This window comes from Heyndrickxia sp. FSL K6-6286, from assembly GCF_038630395.1.
Lineage (GTDB): Bacteria > Bacillota > Bacilli > Bacillales > Bacillaceae_C > Heyndrickxia > Heyndrickxia oleronia.
Window position 1 is genome coordinate 3,461,001 of the sequence record NZ_CP152029.1, and the last position, 22,346, is coordinate 3,483,346.

A 22,346-nucleotide genomic window follows, 5' to 3' on the forward strand; every position below is an offset into this window, starting at 1 on the left:
TTATAATTGGAGACTAGTTTGTACATTATCTATGTATATTCTCGTCTCCTATTTTATGCGATTGGCGTTCCATTGGGCACATCTAAAGTGGGCTGAAGTAAAATTACATCTCCTTTTTCAGGAACACCTCCAAGAACAAGGACTTCAGATTTATAACCCGCGATTTTACGGGGTGGAAAATTTACAACTGCCACCACCTGATTTCCGATCAATGCTTCTGGTGTATAACGTTTGGTAATCTGAGCACTCGATCGTTTAATTCCAATTTCTTCTCCGAAATCAATTTCCATTTTAATAGCAGGAATTTTTGCTTCTGGGAAATGTTCTGCTTTGATTACTGTACCAATTCGTAAATCCAACTTCAGAAAGTCATCAATTGTTGCCATATGTTCACTCCTATATTCAATCATCCTTCATCTATATATATACGTTAATAAATCGTCCTTTTCCTGTTAGTTCTGGATACGATTTTTTCTTAATGGTTGGAATTTCATACACATATTTTTTTTTATTCAATATTATTTCATCATTATAGTAAGGTGGATTCATAATCTTAGAGGTTTTCATCAGCTTGTATGGCTCATTTTGTTTAATCATTCGCAGATGGTATTGGTAATATTGCGGATTTTCAACATTTAAACGATAACCCATATCGTTCCCTCCTTTTTTCCACTTTTTCCTTTAATCATACCCATTTAAAGTGATTTCAAACATATGTATTGGGGTTATCCCACACTACATCTCTAAACCAATCCGTTCTAGATATAGTTTTTTGTGAAGACACCCCTCTAAATAAACTACTTCTTATTGTTTAACATTTTGGAAATCGTGTTCATATCCAACTTCTTTCCATCGTTTACAATAGATTGAACCATCTTGTCTTCAAGTTCCTTAGAAACTGGCTTATTGGCAATTTGGGAAACTCGTTTAATGATTCCACGTACCGTATTTTCATCCTTAAAGTTCGCATTTTGCAAAGAATTAGCCAATTCAAAAATATCATTCATATTTACGCCTGTTTTTTTCTCAATGTTTTTAAAGAAATTATTTTCCATGTTTTCTCTCGCCCTCCCTTTCAGACTACATTATGTTATGAAGGGAGAACATAAAAGGTGAAAACATTTGCGGACAAGAAAGTAAGATGATACCAATATCATAATAGGTTATATGTATAAAAATAACTGTTTTCGAATAGTTTGTTGTTTTTATAAAGGCGCTAGCCGGCGTTAACACAAAAATTTTTTTCGAGATTCTTAATGGAGTTTGCAGCAATTTTCTCAGTGAGAGGTCTATCGGTCTTCAGCCGATCGTTATTAGTTAAAACTTTACTTTTATAATAACAATGTTTGAGAAAACTTTCATGATCTTTCGCTCTCAACCCAGAATGAAAATGGGTTCACTGCCCCATAATGTAGATACCACAAACAGTGAGTATATGACGTAGCTCTTATTGGTGGTTTTACCCTGTTGAGAAAACTGTTGGAATGAATTTGGTGCACAACCCATTGTTAGCTCTCTCATTTCGAGAGATGACTACGAACAGAAAAATGTTTAATTTCAAATTCATTCCACTGTTTGTGGAATATTTTCAGAAGGTGGAGTGAAATGGAAACATTGCACAAACGATGTGCAGGCCTAGATGTTCATTCGGAAACAATAGTTGCCTGTGTCATTCTTGGAGAATCAGAAACTGACTTGATTAAGGAGACCGAAACATTTCCTACTTTGACGAAGGATCTGTTTCATCTTCTTAAATGGCTTGAGGAGAAGGAAGTAACCCACATCGCAATGGAAAGTACAGGCGTCTACTGGAAACCTGTATACAATATCTTGGAGGATTTCTTTGATATTACTTTGGCAAATGCTCAAAGGATTAAAAATGTCCCTGGAAGGAAAACAGATGTTTCGGATGCTGAATGGATTGCTAAATTATTAAGACATGGCTTAATAGAGAAAAGTTTTGTCCCTTCTGAAGACTTTCGAAATTTAAGAGATTTGACTCGCCTCAGAAAAAAATGGATTGGACACATGACATCCGAAAAAAACCGAATCCAAAAGGTACTAGAGTCCTCAAATATCAAATTAAGCACAGTTATTTCAGATGTATTTGGAGTATCAGGACGAAAACTGTTGGAACAACTCATGAATGAAGGTTATATCGACCAAGAAGATGTCGAACAAAAAATACATGGAAGAATGGCCCATAAAAAGCAATTGATTACCGACTCACTATTTGGAACATTAAATGATCACCAGCTATTTCTTATTAAGCAATCTTGGATGCACATTGTTAATTTAGAAGAATTAATATCAGATATCGAGAAAAGAATCGACGTCATTTTATCCAACTATCAGGAGGAAGTACAGCTTCTGATTACAATGCCGGGAATTAAGAAAGACACGGCAGCTGTTATCATTGCGGAAATAGGAGTAGATATGGGACAATTTCCAACCTCTAAACATCTTGCATCATGGGCAGGATTGTCGCCCGGAAATCACGAAAGTGCCGGAAGGAAAAAAAACACTAAAACGGTTAAAGGAAATCCTCATATTAAATCTGCATTGTGTGAGGCTGCGTGGGCTGTTTCAAGAAGTCGGAAACAAAGATTAGGAATCAAATATTGGTCACTAGCTGCAAGAAGGGGAAAGAAAAAAGCACTCGTTGCCATCGGACATCGAATGCTAACTATTGTCTATCATATGCTTCAGAATAAGGAACCCTACCACGAGTCAACTTAAATTAGCATTATAGACAAACAACAGAAAAGTTAAACGAGAAACCGAAAAACTCGGTAGCTCTGCTTTCCTATTGCCCAAATTAAATTATTTATAGCTTGCACAATTTTAATCAAGTTTAAACTCAATAAATTATTCTTAAAGGCGGAGTTTTATTTTCACAGAAAAGAGCTTAAAAAAATGGATGAAGTAAAACCTTCCGTTTCACTTCATCCTTATTCAAGCATTACATTAACAAAAGCTTGCTCCTACAATAATTAAAAGGATAAATAAAACAACAATTAACACAAACGTGCTGCCGCCTCTAAATCCTCCATATCCATAACCACCGTATCCACAACTATTTACACAACCATATCCGCCGTATCCAAACATCGACTGTTCACCTCACTTTCTATTCTCATCAATAGAATATGTTAGGCAAAGGTAATGTGTATGGGCGCCGGAAAAAAACTGCCCTGTAAATTTGTGGCAAGATGAATGTTGAGCATTACCCTTTAGGCTTAAAAATTAATGCACCTATAAATCCAAAGATAATAGCAGCTGAAATACCAGATGAAGTGACCTCGAACATTCCTGTTAAGACACCAACAATTCCATGTTTATCTGCTTCATTCATTGCCCCTTCAACGAGAGAATTACCAAAACTAGTAATTGGTATCGTTGCGCCTGCACCAGCAAAGTCAATTAGTGGTTCATATAATCCTAATCCTGATAAAATAGCTCCTATAACGACTAAAAGACTTAATGTATGGCCTGGTGTTAATTTTGCTACATCAAAAAGTAATTGGCCAATTAAGCAAATGATTCCTCCAATGATAAATGCCCAAAAAAACATTGCTAACATTTTTATTCCACCCTTCCGTTGCAATCGATTTACATGTATTCTATTGATACCGCGTGTGCGATACATGGAATCGTCTCATTTTGTTGAAACGATAATGGAGATAATAATGCACCTGTAGCAACAACTAGTATCCTTTTATATACGCCTTTTCTCATTTGATTTAATAAGTGCCCATATAAAACGGTAGCCGAACAGCCTGGTCCACTTGCTCCAGCTAATACAGGTTGATTTTTATTATAAATGAGCAACCCACAATCATTAAAAAAACTTTCATCAATAGGAAGGCCTTTTTGCTGAAATAAATCTAAAGCAATATTGCGCCCAATTGTTGCTAAATCACCTGTAATGATTAAATCATAAAATTGAGGCTCAATATTAAGGTCTTGTAAATGTCTTTCGATTGTATCTACAGCTGCTGGAGCCATCGCTCCCCCCATATTAAAAGGATCAGAAATTCCCATATCAATTACTTTTCCAATCGTTGCTGAAGTTATCCTAGGATGAGGCTTCTGAAGATTTTCACCCGAAGCAACTAAAGCAAATCCAGCTCCAGTAACAGTCCATTGAGCAGTAGGAGGCTTTTGACCACCATACTCTGTTGGATAACGGAATTGTTTTTCAGCAGATGCATTATGACTAGATGCACCTGTGATGATCTTATCTGCACCCTTATAATTAATGAGAAACGCAGATAATGCTAAACCCTCCATAGAGGTTGCACACGCACTAAATAAACCAAGATTAGGAATTTGATTTGTTCGTGCTGCAAAGCTTGAAGGTGTAATTTGATTGATTAAATCACCAGCTAAGAAAAATCGGATTTCTTCTTCCTTTATCCCTATTTTTTTTAAGAGTACTTCAACCGCATCTTCTATGAGAACTTTTTGAGCTTTTTCATATGAATCCTGTCCCATCCAAAGATCATCATGAAATTTATCAAAATCCTCTGCAATATTTCCATTCTTTTCAAACGGCCCTCCAACCACTCCGGTTGAAAGGATAGCAGGATGCTGTTCAAACACCCATGTTTGTGATCCTTTTAACATTAGAATCCCCCCCATTGTATGAGGATGGTTTTAATTAATGCAATTACGAAAGCAGAAAACACACCAAATACGATAACAGAACCTGCTAATTTAAAGATATTTCCACCTACACCTAAAACATAGCCCTCCGTTTGATGCTCGATTGCCGATGAAATAACTGCATTTCCAAAACCAATGACTGGGACGGCACTTCCTGCTCCTGCAAATTGCCCTAATCGGTCATAAACACCAAATCCAGTTAACAGCATTGCAAAAAATACCATGGTTGCAACAGTTGGATTACCTGCCGTCTGTTCTGTAAAATTAAAAAAGTAAATATAAAAATATGTAACTGCCTGTCCAATCACACAGATTAACCCTCCAATCAAAAAGGCACGAATACAGTTCTGTAATAATGGACGCTTTATTTCGTGTTTCTTTTCAATTTTGTCATATTTAATTTGTTCTGGAGTTTTTGTTTTATTTTTATTTGCCATTTTACACACCCCTATGTTAATTCTTCTGTTAGCCTGATAATTTCTTTAAACCTTTTATTCGCTTCTTCATGAGAAATGGTTTGATCTTTTACTGCTTCTTTAAGTCTTACAGATTCAAGGAATATTTTATAATCACTCGAAACAATAAATTTTTTTCCAGGAAATTTAGCTTCCAATTGCTCCTTTAAATCTTTCTCGACTTTTTTCATTTTGAAGCGATAGAAGTGTCGCACTTTATATGCAACCAAGATCTGTTTCTTTCCTTCGATTACAGCCACATCATATATCGTTTGATTGTTTAATACAGTCTGTTTTACTTCTTCAGAGAGTGATTCCTTATTTGTTTTTGTGTCAATATCAATTGGTGCTGGTTGAGTTGTTTTCATAAGGGCAAGCTTACTCTCTTTGCTATCCTTCTGCTGATCACAGCCTATTAAATTGAATGCAAAAAAAATTGTAATGGTTAGTACTAATCCCTGTTTTCTCATTCATTATTCCCCTCAAGTAAAATTCAAAAAGTTATTCATTATTTTTAACTAAAATGGTCAAATTATGTTCATTCATAAAGAGGAAAATATAGGTAGTGTCATATTATCTTTTAATGCAAAAAAATAACAGGCCCGTTAGCCTGTTATTTCCCCTTTTTTTTCCCACAGCCACATCCGCTTTTTTTAATCCAGGTTCCAGTTGAGACATTCGTATTTTTTACGCTAGATGGTAAAACAGGAAGTTTTGAACTTATTTTTTTCAATTTTATTCATCCTTTCTAAAAATGAATCACTGTATATGTTTATGTTATGTTATTGACTATGACCTGTTCACGTCACTTGTCTATAATCATTGAAATAATTGATTCAATAATTCCAGCTAACCCAGCTACAGCTAAAATGATAATTAATGGTTCTGCAGCTTGTGGAAAAAACCACCATAAACCATATAAAATCAACGTGCACCATATACCACTACACCAATAGCAACTTAATAATTCACCTATCCATGACCTCAAGCCAGTTCCTTTGATTTTTATGTATGTATCAATATTTCCTTCATCATCAGATATCTCAATTTCCTCATGAAATGGTTTACGGATAAAAGATGTTATTTTATCAAAAACAATCAGCCGCGTTAAACGAAAACTAGCTAAACCAAACACAAAAAATAAAAGCCAAGAATGAACCATATACATCTTCCCCTTTAAGCAAACATTCATATGATATAAATGTTCGAAAAGAATAGGTAACCTCCTACTTCAACTAGGCAATAGTCTAGTAAAAGAAAGAGGTTATAAAAAAAGGATTGGTATATAGGTGAATAACCCTATGCCTATTTTTCAAAAAAAGCGAGGACATTCGTAACAAAATCAGGTCAATTTCAATATTCTATTAATGTGATGTACATTACAAAAACCAAAGGAGTTGAATTATAAATGGGTTGCAAAAATCACGATGAACATACAAATTGTGTATGCGATGTTGTAAACTTCATAAATGATTTACAAGATGCTGTAGAAGAAGATGAAAATAATTGCCCAACAAATTGTTTAAATCCTGTACTAGGTGCTAATTCCCATAAAAAACATCATCATCGAAAAAATACAAGACCTTTTATTCTTTACACAGAGGATGGTCCATTTGAAGCCTTCTTCAAGCCTACAGATGGAGGATGTCATGATTGCCCATGCGAGAAGGACGGTAAAAAAATTCATGACAAAATTGATTTCTTCTGTAAATCGATTTTCTTTAGAGTAGAAAATGTCGAAGGTTGCTGCGCCGTATTACGTGTATTAGAACCTGAATGTACAACTAGCCCTTGCCCTCAAATTGATCACCCTGAAGAAAATTTACACCTTTCAGATTCTTGTATTACAGTAGACTTAAGAAACTTTATCGCGATTCAATGCTTAGATGACATTCACTTACCAAACTGCTAACAGGAAAGATCATAAAAAATGGTTGGTTCAAATTTATCGTCCCCTCAAACGAAAAATGACCATTACCTGGAAAGTCGATAAGAAAGTTCTTATCGACTTTTCCTTTAATTTGTAGCAATTTTAATATCTACTATATCGTTCATATTGATTTCAATAGGTCTTTCACCCATTTGTAATTGGTCTAACTGTACAATCCCATTATTAAAGCTTAATACAACCCCTGTATATTTCACAGATTCTGTTCTAATTTCAACGGTTAAATTAGGCAAATAGCGTGGTTTATTAATTAAAAAATATAATTTTTCACCTATCTCCATTGATCTAAAAGATTTTCTACGAAATCCAGATTCAACTAAAAGATGATTAGAGTTTTCTCTTTGTAAAGAATCTTCCTCTTGCTCCTGATAAAATTCAGTTATGGTTTCTTCAGGAATTGTTTCAGTAAGTATCTCTGACACGATGAAAGAGGAACTTTCACTATTAATTTGATCTTCTGAAGGAGTTTCGATTTCAACTTCTTTTTGTAATTGTACAGTTTCTACAATAGGTTCATTTTCAACACTATCGTCTATTTCTTCCACATGTTTTTCATTGGATACCTTACTTATATATGTCTTTTGCATATCGACTGGAATAGACTGCGAATTTGGCTGGATAATATATAGGAGAGGTTTTCTTTCTTCAAAATGTTTTTTACGAATACTCAACATGGCTCCTCCGTTCTATAGTAAGTATTACGTATTATGTGTATGCATTAGAATTGGGGAAGGTGCCTAGATCGGTTACTATAATGTATATGAATGACTATATTTTATCATTACATATTTTGTAATTAAGGCTGTCTTATTAGAACTAACACATTCTTTTATAAGACAGCCCCATGAATTTAATATTGATTTATATTTCTAACTGCATCCAAAAATGCATCGCGATATTTCTGCTGTTCAATGATTACAGCTTGTAGAGTTGATAATAGGGATTGATTTAATACTCTAGATTCTTCCTTATCGTCCAAAGAATTTAAGAGGAACGTATACACAAGCATTAAGGTTGAGTAGTTATCAACGTATGTTAGATTTAACGCATGACCGCCCCTTCCCCCTTGTGCATGTGAATGAACAGTTGGTGTAGCCCCATCCAATCCTTCTACCAAATTAGCTGCAACATCTCCTGGCAAACCTAAATCGATTAATTTTTCCTTCATTAATTCTACACTATTTATTTCACTCATTCGCATCACTCCTCCTTTCTTATGAACGTCTAAGGAAAAATTATTTAAATTACATCAATTCCATCATTATCAATCGCTTTATTTTCATTTTCACTAAAGTTCTCATTTTTACTAAAGTTGTCATTTAAATTTCCGTTTAAGTTATCATTCAAATTGTCATTTAATAACCCGTTTAAGTTTCCATTTAAGCTTCCATCTAAGAAGCTAATTGGTGTATTAGCTGTATTCGTTGTAATGGCACCACCTAAACCACCATTTGCACCAGCAGCAATAGCTGAACTATTAGCTAAAATGCTAAAATTTGTACCTGCTGTAGCAATTGCAGGTCCTCCATTACCTCCAGTTGAGCGTAAATCTCCAAAACTAACCCCTTGTAATTTAACTACATCATTGCCATTTCCATTACCATTTCCTTTACCATCATTTTCACGATTATTTTTATCATGTTTACGATCACTAGAGTGACCAGCTGAATCACAATTATAAATTCTATAAGGCTTTGTTTTTACCGACATTCCATTCACCTCCTGTCCTTGATACCATAGTCTATGTTCTATTAAATTCATTGTATCCGCATTTAACGCAGGACAATTGTTGGTTTTATTCATCATTCATGAGGTTCGATAAATCAAACTCAACAATTTTTTTCTTATTTAATAGAAGTTGAATTTTACCTTCATCATTTGCTGCTTCTAATGAAGGAAGTTTCTCCTTCCATTTAACTGGATCTATATTCGCTAATTGATTGGGAAATTGATGCATCATGTTAAATAAATTTGTTTTTGGTAATCCATTCATATTTATATCACTTAACGCAGTTGCTAAGGTTTTATTCATAGTTTCCATGGTTCTTTCGATATTACTTGTAATTGTATTTAATAATTGTTTGACTTGCTCGTCATCAAGTTCGGTTAATTGCTCTCCATTGACATTAACTTGAACTTCGCCATCCGTCCCTTTTCTTTCTTCCGCCATTAACCATCACCTCCTTATCTTCTACTTATAGGGTATTACACATTTGCACAATCTGTTTCCGCCAATAGAGGAGTACATTCGCATATTTTTAGTAGTTTGTAAGTGGATTTGCCTATTAAACTTTTATTTTGGGTTCAAAAACAAATACAGACCTAGGAGGATTCCACATTAAGTTCGTTCTATTAAAAATAGTTATTTGTTCTAATAATGGTTATTCTTCAACACTTACGTACTATATAAATTAACCAAATATACTAAGAGATTTCTAAAAAGTATGCGGTTTCCTTATTTCACCTTTCATCTAAATGAATATAGTGTAGGGGAAGGAGAGATATTATGCGAATAATTCATGGACCTACTGAAATAGCGGGTCAAATAGGAATACTATGTAAGGAGCTACGAAATAATGGTCATCAGGCTGGAGGATATAATTGGTTCCACACCTATTTAAATTATAATAGCAATATTATTAATACAGATTTATTTGAAATCGGAAAAGAAATTCCAACACTTATTCATCACGCAGATTTATTTCATTTCCATAATGGTGAAACGTTCTTCCAAGGATTTTCAGACCTACCTCATATGAAGGAAGCTGGTAAAAAAATGGTCATGCATCATTGGGGGAATGATGTAAGAACGACAAAATTAACAAGGGAACTTAATCCATATCCACTCCCACCAAGCTATTTTTCCGATGAAGAAATTCACGAGCGCTTAAGTGAAATTAGTAAATACATTGATACCGCTATTGTTCAAGATTATGAAGTATATCCATATGTAAAAGATTATTATAAATATGTACATGTCTTGCCTCTAGCCATTGACATAAAAAAGTTCACACCTTCATACCCTCGAAAAGATCAAAGTGAACCATTAATTATACACGCTCCAACGAATCGTGAATTTAAAGGCACTGATTACATTGATAATGCCATTGAAAAATTAAGAGGCACAAAACAGTTTAACTATACCCTCATTGAAAAAATGAATCATAAAGAAGCGCTTGATATGTATATGAACTCAGATATCATTATTGACCAACTTTTAATAGGAACATATGGAATGCTTAGTGTTGAAGCAATGGCGATGGGGAAAGTCGTCGTAGGATATATTCGAGAAGATGTCAGAAATCAGCTTCCATATAAGCTTCCAATTGTAACGGCAACTCCAGAAAATATTCATGATGTATTAGCCGATCTAATCGATAACCCTGAAAAACGTTTTGAGATTGGTCAACAAGGAAGAAAATACGTTAGAGACTATCATGCCTCTGATAAAGTAGCACAGCAATTGATCTCTATCTATAACAAATTAGATTAATGGAGTGAGGGATGGATATCGTGATTCACGAGTCAGCTATAATCGGCAAAAATGTAACAATCGGCAAAAATACCATAATAGAAGAACATGTTGCCATTGGTGATAATGTCAGCATCGGAAATAATGTGACGATAAAAGCAAATACAAAAATTGGGGATAACGTTCAAATTAATGATCTAACGATACTTGGTAAAGGAACATCCACTAATAAAAAAATGGCAAGAAAGCCATCAACAAAATTAGACCCACTTATTATTGAAAATGATGTAATTATTGGATGCAGTTGTGTTATTTATCGATCTGTTTTATTAAAACGTGGGGTATTTGTAGGGGATCTATCTAGTATACGTGAAAATGTAACAATTGCAGAGGATAGTATAATTGGTCGGAACGTTATGGTTGAAAACAATACCACGATCGGAAAACGTGTAACGATCCAAACCGGATGCTATATCACTGCGGATATGGAAATTGAAGATGAAGTATTTTTTGGTCCATGTTGCTCTACATCTAACGACAAATATATGGGAATGGGCAACTTTGAACTTCAAGGTCCAATTGTAAAAAGAGGGGCAAAAATAGGTAATAACGCTACTTTACTTCCTGCTATCGTAATTGGGGAAAATTCAATTGTAGGAGCAGGCGCAGTGGTGACAAAAGATGTCCCAAATAATAAAACTGTAGTAGGAAACCCAGGTAAAACTTTGAAATAATAATAATTTTCTATTCTCTACTATAAATTTAGATTCCAAATTAACTCTTCAAGGGAATTTTTATTATTTTGCTACAATTCCATCCAATATAGTTTATCTGTTCAAGCAAAAAAAAGAATAAAACATAGTATGTACTATGCTTCATTTAGATGGAGCATAATTTTAAGAAAGGAGGAGCCAAATGAGTTTAAGAGACTTAATTGTTAACGGAAGCTTCGAAACAGGAACATTAACACCGTGGAATGCAATAAACGCATTTCCCACAGCTTCATTCTCACATTCGGGTTTTTTCTCGGCTTTATTATTGGGAGGAGATCTTAATTCATTTATTGCTCAATTCATCCCAGTTAATGTTGGAGAAAGTCATGAAATAAAATTTTCTCTGTCTAAAATTGGACCGAAACCATCACCACCAATTTCAATACAAGAACTATATTTCGATGAACAATTAAATTTACTTGGGTTTGGTGAGCTAATCAATATTGCTGTAGAAAGAATACCAAATGTTGAACAGAATGCATCATGGATAGAAATCTATCAAACTACTTCACCAGCTCCAGCTGAAACTTCTCAAGCCTATGTCATAATCAATAAACTTCCTCTTGCAGGAAGTGCAGATATATTAGTAGATGATGTATCTTTACTAGTAAGTGATGCAGTGGGAATACCTGGGCCTCCTGGACCAACGGGTGCTACCGGCGCTACTGGAGTCACTGGGGTCACTGGAGCCACGGGCGTTACCGGCGCTACTGGGGTCACTGGAGCCACGGGCGTTACTGGCGCTACCGGCGTTACTGGGGCCACGGGTGTTACTGGAGCCACGGGTGTTACCGGCGCTACTGGGGCAACCGGCCCTACTGGAGTCACTGGAGCCACGGGCGCTACGGGCGTGACCGGTCCTACTGGAGTCACTGGCGCTACTGGCGTGACCGGCCCTACTGGAGTCACTGGCGCTACGGGCGTGACCGGCGTTACTGGCGCTACCGGTGCCACGGGCGTTACTGGCGCTACCGGCGTTACTGGCGCTACCGGTCCTACTGGTGCCACCGGCGTTACTGGCGCTACTGGGGTTACTGGAGCCACGGGCGTTACTGGCGCTACTGGAGCTACTGGGGCTACTGGAGTCACTGGCGCTACGGGAGTCACTGGCGCTACTGGCGTGACCGGCGTTACTGGCCCTACTGGAGTCACTGGCGCTACTGGGGTCACTGGAGCCACGGGCGTTACTGGCGCTACCGGCGTTACTGGGGCCACTGGCGCTACTGGGGCTACTGGGGCTACTGGGGTTACTGGAGCCACGGGCGCTACTGGCGCTACTGGCGCTACCGGCGCTACTGGGGTTACTGGGGTTACTGGAGCCACGGGCGTTACTGGCGCTACTGGGGTCACTGGAGCCACGGGCGTTACTGGCGCTACCGGCGTTACTGGGGCCACTGGGGCTACTGGGGCTACGGGTGCCACGGGAGTCACTGGCGCTACGGGTGTCACTGGCGCTACTGGCGTGACCGGCCCTACTGGAGTCACTGGCGTTACTGGCGCTACCGGTCCTACTGGAGTCACTGGCGTGACCGGCGTCACTGGCGCTACGGGTGCCACGGGCGCTACTGGGGCTACGGGTGCCACGGGAGTCACTGGCGCTACGGGAGTCACTGGCGCTACTGGGGCTACCGGCACTACTGGCGTTACTGGCGCTACGGGAGTCACTGGCGCTACTGGGGCTACCGGCACTACTGGCGTTACTGGCGCTACGGGAGTCACTGGCGTTACTGGGGCCACTGGTGTTACTGGAGCTACTGGCGCTACTGGCGCTACCGGCGTTACTGGCGCTACTGGCGCTACTGGTGCCACGGGAGTCACTGGCGCTACGGGAGTCACTGGCGCTACTGGGGCTACGGGTGCCACGGGAGTCACTGGCGCTACGGGAGTCACTGGCGCTACTGGGGCAACCGGCACTACTGGCGTGACCGGCGTTACTGGGGCCACTGGAGCCACGGGCGTTACTGGAGCCACGGGCGTTACTGGGGCCACTGGTGTTACTGGAGCTACTGGCGCTACTGGCGCTACCGGCGTTACTGGCGCTACTGGCGCTACTGGTGCCACGGGAGTCACTGGCGCTACGGGAGTCACTGGCGCTACGGGAGTCACTGGCGCTACGGGAGTCACTGGCGCTACTGGCGTGACCGGCCCTACTGGAGTCACTGGCGCTACCGGACCAACAGGACCAACAGGACCAACAGGACCTTAAGCAACGAATATTCTATCCTATTAGTATTTAATAATTAATAAAACAAGTTATTAGGACTCTAGATAACCAGTGTAAAACTGTTTATCTAGAGTCCTTTTAAAAAATAATAAATTTTAATATAATACTTCATAATCACTAAGGATGGCTTACCATTAATAAACTACATAATGTTTTTAGGAATTCACAATAAAGTTTGATGGATCAAAGGTTCAATCATATTTACTCATGATCGTAGTATCATAATAAATCTTATTATTAGTAAGAAACCAACTTAATAATTATTCACCTTTTATGTTTATCCATTAATAAATATTTGTTTATCCATTAATAAATAATTGCAAAATATTTCTACGAGCATATTAATTATATTAGGAAATGAAGTATCCAAATATTTTTAATTTAATAATGACTTATATATCCTTATAAACTTTTGACTATTTTTTAGCATATCATGATGGTTCTCTGCAAACGCTCTCCCCTTCCTCCCTATTTCAGGAAGCATATCTATATTTTTTAACACCTTTTCCAATTCATCCTTTATCGTCTCAGGGTTAGCTATTATTATCGGAAGATCAGAAGGGTATTTTTCCTTCATATAATCGCTTATCCAACAAATGACCGGTTTTCCCATGGCCATTGTTTCAACGGCAAAAAGTCCATAACTGCCAACATGTAACTGATCTATTATAAGATCTGCCTCTTGATATATCTTTATTGCTTCCCTATGACTTTTTCCTTGTACCATAATAAACTCAAAACGATATTGATCTTTTAACTTTTCAATAGCTTCTAGAATATATTTTGTTCCTTTTATATATGGTGACGTTGGAGCGTGAGCAATGATTATTTTGTTATTTCTGCCCTCATTCTCAATAGGTTTGTAATTTTCTAAATTCACCATTGCTGGAATAACTGTAATATGTTCATAATAATCTTTTACATAATGAAATAATTCCATATCAAAAACTATGCAATCATTCACATGTTTAGAAAGTGTTTGAAGTCTCCACTTAATTTGATCCTCATTCCTATTTTTCACTAGTGCATATGGATTTAATTTCTTAGCTTCAGAATAAAGACGGACATCACTTCCCCAATGCTGCATAATCAACTTTTTATCAAATTTCTTATACATTGGTAAATCTGAATAATCAAAGGTCAATGTTGTTCCCCAATGAAAATGAAAAAGATCATAAAACGGAAGTAGTTCCTGTGTCAGTTTTCTTAATTTCGTATTTAAAATGGGGGTGCTGTGTTGACCAATTAACGACCATTCGTAATCCGAATCATAATTTAAATAGTATGGATAGTAGTTTAATGTATGCGAGACAATTCCTTGTTTTATTAAACCTTTTGATAAGGTAGCCATTTGATTTGCCACTTCCATACTCCCTTGCATTACAGAAAAGCTATTATTTTTTGTAGCTTTTGTTAAATTTTCTATCTCAAAAGGGAGTATAGGATCTGTTACAAGACCTAGTGACAAGCTTTTGTACTTTTTTTCAAAGTAATTTGCAGCATCTATCCGGTTAAGTAAATAATTCACCTTCCACATCAAATACACTAATTTTCGGTTGTCATGATGCTTTTCTAACCCTCTCCATAACCATAACCAAGAATTAGTGAAATTCCCCTTTTTTAAATAAAAACAAGAATTTAAGAAGTAATACTCTGGACTGTTAAGCAGTTTGGTATCATTATGCATCAATAATTCTTTTGTTAATTCGAGATTATTTTCTTTTATAGACGTATATACTAAATTCTCAAAATTACTCATTTCAACCCTCCCTATTCCCCTATTTATTACTTTATGAAAGCAATACTATGTGGTAACTGATGAATGTCCATTTACAAAATACAATCCTCTTATAATGAAAGTGTCGTTACAGCATTATCATTCCTTTCATATGCTATAAAGAACTTTTTATGGGAAGGAGGTAACCTGTTGACTATTAACAATTTAATAGTAAATGGAGATTTTGAAAATGGAACATTAACTCCTTGGTTCTCCACTAATACCTCAATTACCAATCTTTATACACATTCTGGATATTATTCAGCTCTTTTACAGGGCGGTTCTGTAAATTCATATATCGGTCAATTTATATCCATTAATTCCTTGGAAAGGTTTGAGTTCTTAATCTCTCTTGCAAAAACTAACCCTTCGCCTTCTCCTCCTTTGGCCTTATTGATAATTTATTATGATGATTCATTAAACTTTTTAAATTATGGATTAATAACAAATATCATTCCAGATAAAATACCTAATGCTCAAGAAAATCAAACATGGCTAGAAATCTATCAAACAACTGGACTAGCCCCATTAGGTGCTACCTATGCATTAGTTGTTGTAAATAAACTTCCATTAGCAGGAAGTTCAGAAATAGTTATTGATGATATTGAATTATTATCTATCGAAGGTTCTGGATGTACTGGGGCTACGGGCATTACTGGGCCAACCGGCGTTGCTGGAGTCACTGGCATTACCGGACCCACGGGCGTTAGAGGACCAACCGGTGTTAGAGGATCGACCGGTGCTAGAGGACCAACTGGAACATCCACTAGATTAGGATTTCAAAATAATACAGCTTCTATTGCAATTACACCTATAAATACCGAAGTTACCGTTGCCAGTGTTACAGCAACACCATTAGCAAATCAAAATATCAAGATTGATAGTGCATTGACGATTGAAGTAACAGCCACAGCAAACAACAGCTTCACAATAGAGGTTCGTTTATATCGCGGCACCACACTGCTCCAAACAAGAGAATTAATTCGAAATCAACCAGGAGCAGGTACAGCAAGATTTAATATGGCAGATACCTACGTGGATACTGCACCTGCTACTGCATCTACAACCTATCAAATTCGAGTTATAAGTACGGCAGAAAGTAATGTTACAGCTGTTAATGCAATTAACCGAAATTTAAACTTGATTGTCTTCACCTAAATGTTGAGGGTATTTTAAGTACCCTCCTCCCAAAACAAAGTATGTTTCTTTATCAATAGTATAGGTTTATATACAAGCAAAAATGATCGCATTGAGTAAATTAATAAGGTAGCGATATAAAATATACCAATGTAAATTTTTTTTAGTTAACTTCTATAAAATTTCAAACCATATAAGATTTAGAAGCAGTAAAGTTAAATGTAAAAGATATAAAATGCAACACAATCCGTGCAAAAAATAATGTGTAATAAAGGAGTGTGCTTTTATTTGGTAACAATTAGCTTATGTATGATTGTAAAAAATGAAGAAGAGGTCCTAGCTCGGTGTTTAGAAACTGTAAAAGATATTGTTGATGAAATTAATATCGTTGATACAGGCTCAACTGATCGAACAGTGGAAATAGCAAAAGAATATACAGATCGTGTTTATTTCTTTGAGTGGACGGGAAACTTTGCAGACGCTAGAAACGAGTCTTTTAGACACGCTACAAAAGACTATATTTTCTATATAGACGCGGATGATGTATTGCTTGAGGAAGACCAGAAAAAGCTAAAGGAATTAAAAGAATCCTTGGACCCTTCTGTGGATTCTGTTTCAATGTTTTATGATGCAGGTACTGACGAGTACGGAAATGTTACCTTGCGTTATCGGAGAAATCGTTTAGTTAAACGATCAAGAAATTTTCTATGGAAAGGCGATTGCCATAACTACCTCGAAGTTTATGGAAAGATTATTAATTCTGATATTGCAATTAAACACAAAAAAATCAGTCATTCAACAGGACGTAATTTAAATATATATCAAACAAAAATTGATCGTGGCGATACTTTTTCGGCAAGAGATTATTTTTATTATGGAAATGAACTTAGAGAAAATGGTCATTATGAAAAGGCAATTGAAAGCTATGATCAAAACTTGTCTATAAAAGAAGGATGGATTGAAGATAAAGTATACGCATGTATTAATAAGGCTGATTGCTATCGCTTTCTTGGAGATTTAGATAATGAGCTAAAGAGCCTATTTCAATCATTTGTGTATTCCAAAACACCCCGTCCAGAGGCCTGTAGCCGAATCGGTTACAATTTCCAACGTAAGCGAGAATATAAGAATGCGATTTATTGGTATTCAATAGCTGCGCAAAGTGAAGCCGATACCAATCAATGGAGCTTCACGTATCCTGCCTATTATACTTGGTATCCACATTTACAAATGTGCGTTTGCTATTATAATTTAGGAGATTTTCAGAATTCATATGAACACAATGAAAAAGCTTATTCTTATCGTCCAAACGATGAAAGAATTCTTCACAATAAGAAATTACTAGAAGACAAATTAAATATGAATAAAAAAAATCCTACATGAAAAACTGCCATTAAATGGTAGTTTTTTGTATGATAGAAGATTAAAAGCCTTTCCTCGCTAATATTATATATGTCCCTTCAATAAAACTTTCATTGGAAAAACGGTATCAATGAAAATGTTGAATTACAAACAATTACTACTAGACTTAATGATTGTATGTGTAGCTGCCGTTACACTACAACCTTTCTGAACATAAATTATGTTGATGACAGGAAATAAAGTTAGGAGGAACAACATGATTCAATTAATAGAACTAAAAGAACAATTCCTTTCAGTAAAACATGAAATTTTAAAAGAGATAGAAAAGGTATTAGAAAGTGGTCAATATGTGTTAGGACCCAAAGTAGATGAACTCGAGAGAAAAATAGCGAAGAAACTTGGAACATTAGACGCTGTTGCTGTAGCTAACGGAACCGATGCCCTTGTTCTTACATTGGATGCATATGGTATTGGCCCTGGAGATGAAGTCATCACTTCTCCATTTACTTTCTTTGCTAGTGCGGAAGCAGTCTCACGTGTAGGAGCTACCCCTGTATTTGTAGATGTTGAACCGGAATCATATACATTGGATCCTTTAAAAATTGAAGATAAAATAACTTCAGCAACTAAAGCCATTATACCTATTCACTTATTCGGTCAACCAGCTGATATGGATGAAATCAAAAAAATTGCGAAAAAACATCAATTAATCGTCATTGAAGATGCTTGTCAAGCTTTTGGAGCGACCTATAAGAATCAACCTGTAGGTTCTATAGGAGATGCTGCATGCTTTTCATTTTTCCCGACCAAAAATTTAGGTACTGTGGGTGATGGTGGCATTATAACTACATCCGATCTCAATCTCGCTTCTAAGCTACGCAATCTTCGCACACATGGAACAACGCAAAAATACTTTCATAATTCGATTGGATATAATAGTCGACTAGATGAAATACATGCAGCTATTTTATTAGTCCTATTAGATAAAATTGATGAATGGAATGAAAAACGAAATGACTTAGCAGCTCGTTATAACAAGGGGCTTGGAAATTCCAATCTGTTCAAACTTCCGAAAATAAAAGAAAATCGTTCCCATATTTTCCACCTGTATTGTGTTGGATCTACATTACGTGAAAAAATACTTCAAACATTACAAAATCATGATATACATTCAGGCATTTACTATCCACTATGTCTTCATTTGCAGGAGGTATACTCCAACTTATCATACAAAAAGGGAGATTTCCCTATAGCTGAAGGTCTTTCAGAAACACTATTCGCATTACCAATGTCCCCTTTTCTATCTGAAAAAGATCAGGATCAGGTGATTTCTATACTATTAAATGAGGTGGACAATCAAGATGGTTGTTAATTTTGGATTAATCGGCTGCGGCTATATATCTGACCGTCATATAGAAGCGTTAGCTAATTGTCCTGAAGCAAAACTTGTGGCGGTTAGTGATCTTAATAAAGATCGAATGAATATTGCAATAAAAAAATATCAGACTCAATCAAATAAAAATCACTCCCTTCAAATGTTCGAGAATTATAGTGATTTACTAGAATATAATGAAGTAGATGCTGTGATTATTTCCACTCTTTCTGGCTTACATGCAGAAATGGCTAAAATCGCATTAATCGCCGGAAAACATGTCATTCTTGAAAAACCCATGACCTTATCTTTAAAAGAAGCTGATGAACTAATTCAGCTCGCCAAGGTCAATCATTTAAAACTTTGTATTTGCCATCAAATGCGCTTTAAACCGATCATGAAGCGGATTAAACAGGTGATTGATGAAGGACGAATCGGTACTCCTTATTTAGGGGTGGCTTCAATACGGATTAATCGTTCCCCTGAATATTATCAAGAAGCTCCATGGCGTGGAGATTGGAAACAAGACGGAGGGATGCTCCTTAACCAAGGGATTCATATGATTGATTTATTACAGTGGTTTTTAGGGGATGTAAAAACTGTTTATGGAGACATTTCCTCCTTTACCAGGATGAAAGAAACTGAAGATATTGCATTAGGAATTTTAACTTTTACAAATGGAACAAAAGGATTAATTGAAGCAAATGTAGTTACCCAACCAAATAATCTCGGTTATCAGTTATCCATCTTCGGTGAAAAAGGTTGTATGTCTTTGGAAGGACCTTCATTAAATAAAATAAGCCGGTGGTATATCGAAGGTGAAGAGGTGGATATTGATGAATTAGAACAATTACTAAAGGATCATAATGAAGAGGAATACATGTATGAAAACGTGATTCAATCCATTCAATCTTTGGAGCAACTCCTTGTTGATGGGAATGAAGGAAAAAAAGCTATCGAAACCATCTTTGCCATTTATCAATCATATTTAAATCATTTACCCATCGATCTCCCTATTCATTCTTTTTCAACAGCAACGATGAAATCCGATGGAGGTGGAAGTGCAAAATGAATTTTGGTCATGTTCTAGTCACTGGTGGAGCTGGTTTTTTAGGGTCACAATTAGTTAAAAAATTACTTCCTTTATCTGATTCCATCTATATCATTGATGATCTTTCTACTGGTAACATTTCTTCCGTTCCCAAAGATCCAAAAATCACTTTTTATCATGAAAGCATCACAAATGAAGCTATTCTAAATAAAATTCTTCCAAAAGTAGACTTTATATTTCATTTAGCTTGTAAAAATCTAGTATTATCCTATAACAATGTGAAGGAGGATTTTGATACTAATCTTTATGGGGGCTGGCTTCTTCTGCAAAAATCTCAGGAATTATCCCCCAAGCTAAAAAGATTTATCTATACTTCCACCGCATCTGTATATGGCGATGCAAGTATGTTACCTACTCCGGAATCTTACTACAATATCAAGTTACCTTATTCAGCAAGTAAATTTTCAACCGAACATTATTGTCAAGTTTACCATCATATGTATCAATTACCAACTACAATCCTCCGTTTATCCAATGTTTATGGGCCAGGTCAACTAATTAGTAATCCTTATTGTGGTGTTGTAGCTAAATTTTTTGAAGAGGCAGGCAATGATGCACCATTAACCATCTATGATGATGGAAAACAGACTCGAGATTTCACGTATATCGATGATGCTCTGGATGCCATCCTTTTAGCTGCATCTAATGACCAAATGATTGGGCGCGTATTTAATGTTGGTACAAAAAAGGAAACAAGTATTTTAGAATTAGCTAAAAATATTACAACCATTACCGGATTAACAAATGTCAGATTAAATTTCCAACCAAAAAGAAGCGTGGACATTGTTCAAAGACGCTGCCTAGATAATACTCTACTTAAAAGCTATGGTTGGAGTTGTAAAAATGATCTTGTTACTGGTTTGACTAAAACCTATGCCTGGCTGAATAGAGGTGAAACCCCGTGAATATTTTTCATGGAATTGTTGAAATAGCTGGACAAATGGGAATATTGAGTGATGCTCTCAAAGCAAAAGGGCATTACTCTGTAGGTTATAATACATTTCATTCATACTTAGGGTATAAAGACCACTTAGTTAATACAGACTTAAATCAAATTAAAGCAAATCAAGAGGATATTATTAATTCGTTTGATATCTTTCATTTCCATTACAATACAACACTACATGAAAATCATGAGGATCTTCCTTATTTACAGTCAAAGCGAAAAAAAATGATTATGCATCACTGGGGGAATGATGTTAGATTCCATGACCTTGCTAAAGTAAATAATCCATATGCATATACAGGTGACTCTCCTCCAAATGAAGTTATGCACGAAAATTTAACAAAAATATCTAAGTATATTAAACATGCAATTGTTCAGGATTATGAGGTATATGATTATGTCAAAGACTATTATGAAAAAGTTCATGTCGTACCCATTGCCATCGATATCAGTAAGTTCTATCCTCATTTTCCAAAAGTGGATAAAGATAAACCTTTAATTTTACATGCACCAACTAATCCTGATTTCAAAGGCACCACCTATATCGAGAATACTCTAGCGGAATTACGAAAAACACATACTTTTGACTACCAAAGAATAGAAAAAATGAATCATGATGAAGTTATTAAGCTATATGAAAAAGCCGATATTATTGTTGATCAAGTATTATGTGGCTCATACGGTCTATTGAGTGTGGAATCGATGGCACTCGGAAAACCTGTCATCACATATATTCGTCCGGATCTCATTACAAAATTTCCAAGTGTATTGCCAATTGTAAATGCCAATCCCGATAATTTATATAATCAAATTAAATTATTACTTGATAATCCGATGTTACGTTTAAATGTAGGTATTCTTGGAAGAGAATATGCAATACGTGTGCATGGACACCACGCTGTTGCTGATCAGCTCCTGTCTATTTATTCACAATTATAATAAGCTGTTTTAAGATAGTTTGTTGAAGGATCTACTGACAACTTTTCTCCCTAATTAAGGATTCAATGCTCTTAAGAAGTTTGCAGATCTTTTTCTTTAGTGTATTGATGAGCTCCTCATTCTCCAACTTATTTATATAGTTATAACATTACTTAAATGTTT

General features: G+C 36.2%; 25 protein-coding genes. 11 read left to right on the top strand and 14 right to left on the bottom strand.

The annotated features are described in order from the left end of the window. Window positions 1-53: 53 nt before the first annotated feature. From csaA to MHI39_RS17420, 3 genes are all read right to left on the bottom strand, one after another. Window positions 54-386, bottom strand: a complete 333-nt coding sequence (csaA, locus tag MHI39_RS17410) for a chaperone CsaA (RefSeq protein WP_251345005.1) — start codon at window positions 384-386, stop codon at window positions 54-56. Between the two features lie 31 nt (window positions 387-417). Beyond that, window positions 418-651 (bottom strand): hypothetical protein, encoded by a 234-nt coding sequence (locus MHI39_RS17415; RefSeq protein ID WP_251345004.1) that lies wholly within the window; start codon window positions 649-651, stop codon window positions 418-420. Between the two features lie 146 nt (window positions 652-797). After that, a complete protein-coding gene (locus MHI39_RS17420) occupies window positions 798-1,055 on the bottom strand; it encodes a stage VI sporulation protein F (RefSeq protein WP_251338065.1) in 258 nt (85 codons plus the stop codon). Window positions 1,056-1,605: 550 nt separating this feature from the next. Here MHI39_RS17420 and MHI39_RS17425 point away from each other — a divergent pair. Further along, a complete protein-coding gene (locus tag MHI39_RS17425; RefSeq protein ID WP_259544588.1) occupies window positions 1,606-2,739 on the top strand; it encodes an IS110 family transposase in 1,134 nt (377 codons plus the stop codon). A gap of 228 nt (window positions 2,740-2,967) precedes the next feature. Here the strand turns inward: MHI39_RS17425 and MHI39_RS17430 are convergent, their stop codons facing one another. The 6 genes from MHI39_RS17430 to MHI39_RS17455 form a co-directional block, all read right to left on the bottom strand. Continuing rightward, window positions 2,968-3,111, bottom strand: coding sequence for a YjcZ family sporulation protein (locus MHI39_RS17430; RefSeq protein ID WP_071976890.1), 144 nt, complete (start codon window positions 3,109-3,111; stop codon window positions 2,968-2,970). 115 nt (window positions 3,112-3,226) lie between these two features. Further along, window positions 3,227-3,583, bottom strand: a complete 357-nt coding sequence (gene spoVAE / locus MHI39_RS17435) for a stage V sporulation protein AE (protein WP_058006515.1) — start codon at window positions 3,581-3,583, stop codon at window positions 3,227-3,229. A 29-nt stretch (window positions 3,584-3,612) separates the two neighbouring features. Further along, the gene (gene spoVAD, locus MHI39_RS17440) at window positions 3,613-4,629 is read right to left on the bottom strand and encodes a stage V sporulation protein AD (RefSeq protein WP_212942355.1); all 1,017 of its coding nucleotides are present in this window, start codon (window positions 4,627-4,629) and stop codon (window positions 3,613-3,615) included. Then, entirely contained in the window at window positions 4,629-5,105 is a 477-nt protein-coding gene (gene spoVAC, locus MHI39_RS17445) for a stage V sporulation protein AC (protein WP_212942357.1), read from the bottom strand. The genes spoVAD and spoVAC overlap by 1 nt, the downstream gene beginning before the upstream one ends. 11 nt (window positions 5,106-5,116) lie before the next feature. Then, complete coding sequence (locus MHI39_RS17450) at window positions 5,117-5,593, bottom strand: YhcN/YlaJ family sporulation lipoprotein (RefSeq protein WP_212942359.1); 477 nt, start codon at window positions 5,591-5,593, stop codon at window positions 5,117-5,119. A 335-nt stretch (window positions 5,594-5,928) separates the two neighbouring features. Then, complete coding sequence (locus MHI39_RS17455; RefSeq protein ID WP_342539847.1) at window positions 5,929-6,285, bottom strand: DUF1360 domain-containing protein; 357 nt, start codon at window positions 6,283-6,285, stop codon at window positions 5,929-5,931. A 246-nt stretch (window positions 6,286-6,531) separates the two neighbouring features. On the opposite strand from MHI39_RS17455, the gene MHI39_RS17460 reads away from it, so the two are divergent. Beyond that, window positions 6,532-7,035, top strand: a complete 504-nt coding sequence (locus MHI39_RS17460) for a CotY/CotZ family spore coat protein (RefSeq protein WP_342539848.1) — start codon at window positions 6,532-6,534, stop codon at window positions 7,033-7,035. Between the two features lie 104 nt (window positions 7,036-7,139). Here the strand turns inward: MHI39_RS17460 and MHI39_RS17465 are convergent, their stop codons facing one another. From MHI39_RS17465 to MHI39_RS17480, 4 genes are all read right to left on the bottom strand, one after another. Beyond that, window positions 7,140-7,742 (bottom strand): spore coat CotO family protein, encoded by a 603-nt coding sequence (locus MHI39_RS17465; RefSeq protein ID WP_259545992.1) that lies wholly within the window; start codon window positions 7,740-7,742, stop codon window positions 7,140-7,142. 179 nt (window positions 7,743-7,921) lie between these two features. Next, complete coding sequence (locus tag MHI39_RS17470; protein WP_259545994.1) at window positions 7,922-8,266, bottom strand: hypothetical protein; 345 nt, start codon at window positions 8,264-8,266, stop codon at window positions 7,922-7,924. 44 nt (window positions 8,267-8,310) lie between these two features. Then, entirely contained in the window at window positions 8,311-8,781 is a 471-nt protein-coding gene (locus tag MHI39_RS17475) for a hypothetical protein (protein WP_212942366.1), read from the bottom strand. Window positions 8,782-8,866: 85 nt separating this feature from the next. Continuing rightward, complete coding sequence (locus tag MHI39_RS17480) at window positions 8,867-9,241, bottom strand: hypothetical protein (RefSeq protein WP_259545995.1); 375 nt, start codon at window positions 9,239-9,241, stop codon at window positions 8,867-8,869. Window positions 9,242-9,577: 336 nt separating this feature from the next. Here MHI39_RS17480 and MHI39_RS17485 point away from each other — a divergent pair, with 336 nt between their 5' ends. The 3 genes from MHI39_RS17485 (at window position 9,578) to MHI39_RS17495 (ending at window position 13,522) form a co-directional block, all read left to right on the top strand. After that, a complete protein-coding gene (locus tag MHI39_RS17485; protein WP_259545996.1) occupies window positions 9,578-10,564 on the top strand; it encodes a glycosyltransferase in 987 nt (328 codons plus the stop codon). Between the two features lie 20 nt (window positions 10,565-10,584). After that, on the top strand, window positions 10,585-11,277 hold the full coding sequence (locus MHI39_RS17490; RefSeq protein WP_259549560.1) for an N-acetyltransferase: 693 nt from the start codon (window positions 10,585-10,587) through the stop codon (window positions 11,275-11,277). A gap of 181 nt (window positions 11,278-11,458) precedes the next feature. Further along, window positions 11,459-13,522, top strand: coding sequence for an NTTRR-F1 domain (locus tag MHI39_RS17495; RefSeq protein ID WP_342541458.1), 2,064 nt, complete (start codon window positions 11,459-11,461; stop codon window positions 13,520-13,522). Between the two features lie 394 nt (window positions 13,523-13,916). Here the strand turns inward: MHI39_RS17495 and MHI39_RS17500 are convergent, their stop codons facing one another. Beyond that, complete coding sequence (locus MHI39_RS17500; RefSeq protein WP_259545997.1) at window positions 13,917-15,299, bottom strand: glycosyltransferase; 1,383 nt, start codon at window positions 15,297-15,299, stop codon at window positions 13,917-13,919. 168 nt (window positions 15,300-15,467) lie between these two features. On the opposite strand from MHI39_RS17500, the gene MHI39_RS17505 reads away from it, so the two are divergent. The 6 genes from MHI39_RS17505 (at window position 15,468) to MHI39_RS17530 (ending at window position 22,184) form a co-directional block, all read left to right on the top strand. Next, window positions 15,468-16,475: an NTTRR-F1 domain gene (locus tag MHI39_RS17505; protein ID WP_310795808.1), complete on the top strand. Its 1,008-nt coding sequence runs from the start codon at window positions 15,468-15,470 to the stop codon at window positions 16,473-16,475. A gap of 267 nt (window positions 16,476-16,742) precedes the next feature. Then, window positions 16,743-17,837: a glycosyltransferase family 2 protein gene (locus MHI39_RS17510; protein ID WP_278890282.1), complete on the top strand. Its 1,095-nt coding sequence runs from the start codon at window positions 16,743-16,745 to the stop codon at window positions 17,835-17,837. 235 nt (window positions 17,838-18,072) lie between these two features. Next, a complete protein-coding gene (locus MHI39_RS17515) occupies window positions 18,073-19,188 on the top strand; it encodes a DegT/DnrJ/EryC1/StrS family aminotransferase (RefSeq protein WP_342539849.1) in 1,116 nt (371 codons plus the stop codon). Continuing rightward, window positions 19,178-20,260, top strand: coding sequence for a Gfo/Idh/MocA family oxidoreductase (locus tag MHI39_RS17520; protein WP_342539850.1), 1,083 nt, complete (start codon window positions 19,178-19,180; stop codon window positions 20,258-20,260). The genes MHI39_RS17515 and MHI39_RS17520 overlap by 11 nt, the downstream gene beginning before the upstream one ends. Continuing rightward, complete coding sequence (locus MHI39_RS17525; RefSeq protein ID WP_212942378.1) at window positions 20,257-21,204, top strand: NAD-dependent epimerase/dehydratase family protein; 948 nt, start codon at window positions 20,257-20,259, stop codon at window positions 21,202-21,204. The genes MHI39_RS17520 and MHI39_RS17525 overlap by 4 nt, the downstream gene beginning before the upstream one ends. After that, window positions 21,201-22,184, top strand: a complete 984-nt coding sequence (locus tag MHI39_RS17530; protein WP_212942379.1) for a glycosyltransferase family 4 protein — start codon at window positions 21,201-21,203, stop codon at window positions 22,182-22,184. The genes MHI39_RS17525 and MHI39_RS17530 overlap by 4 nt, the downstream gene beginning before the upstream one ends. Window positions 22,185-22,346: the final 162 nt, after the last annotated feature.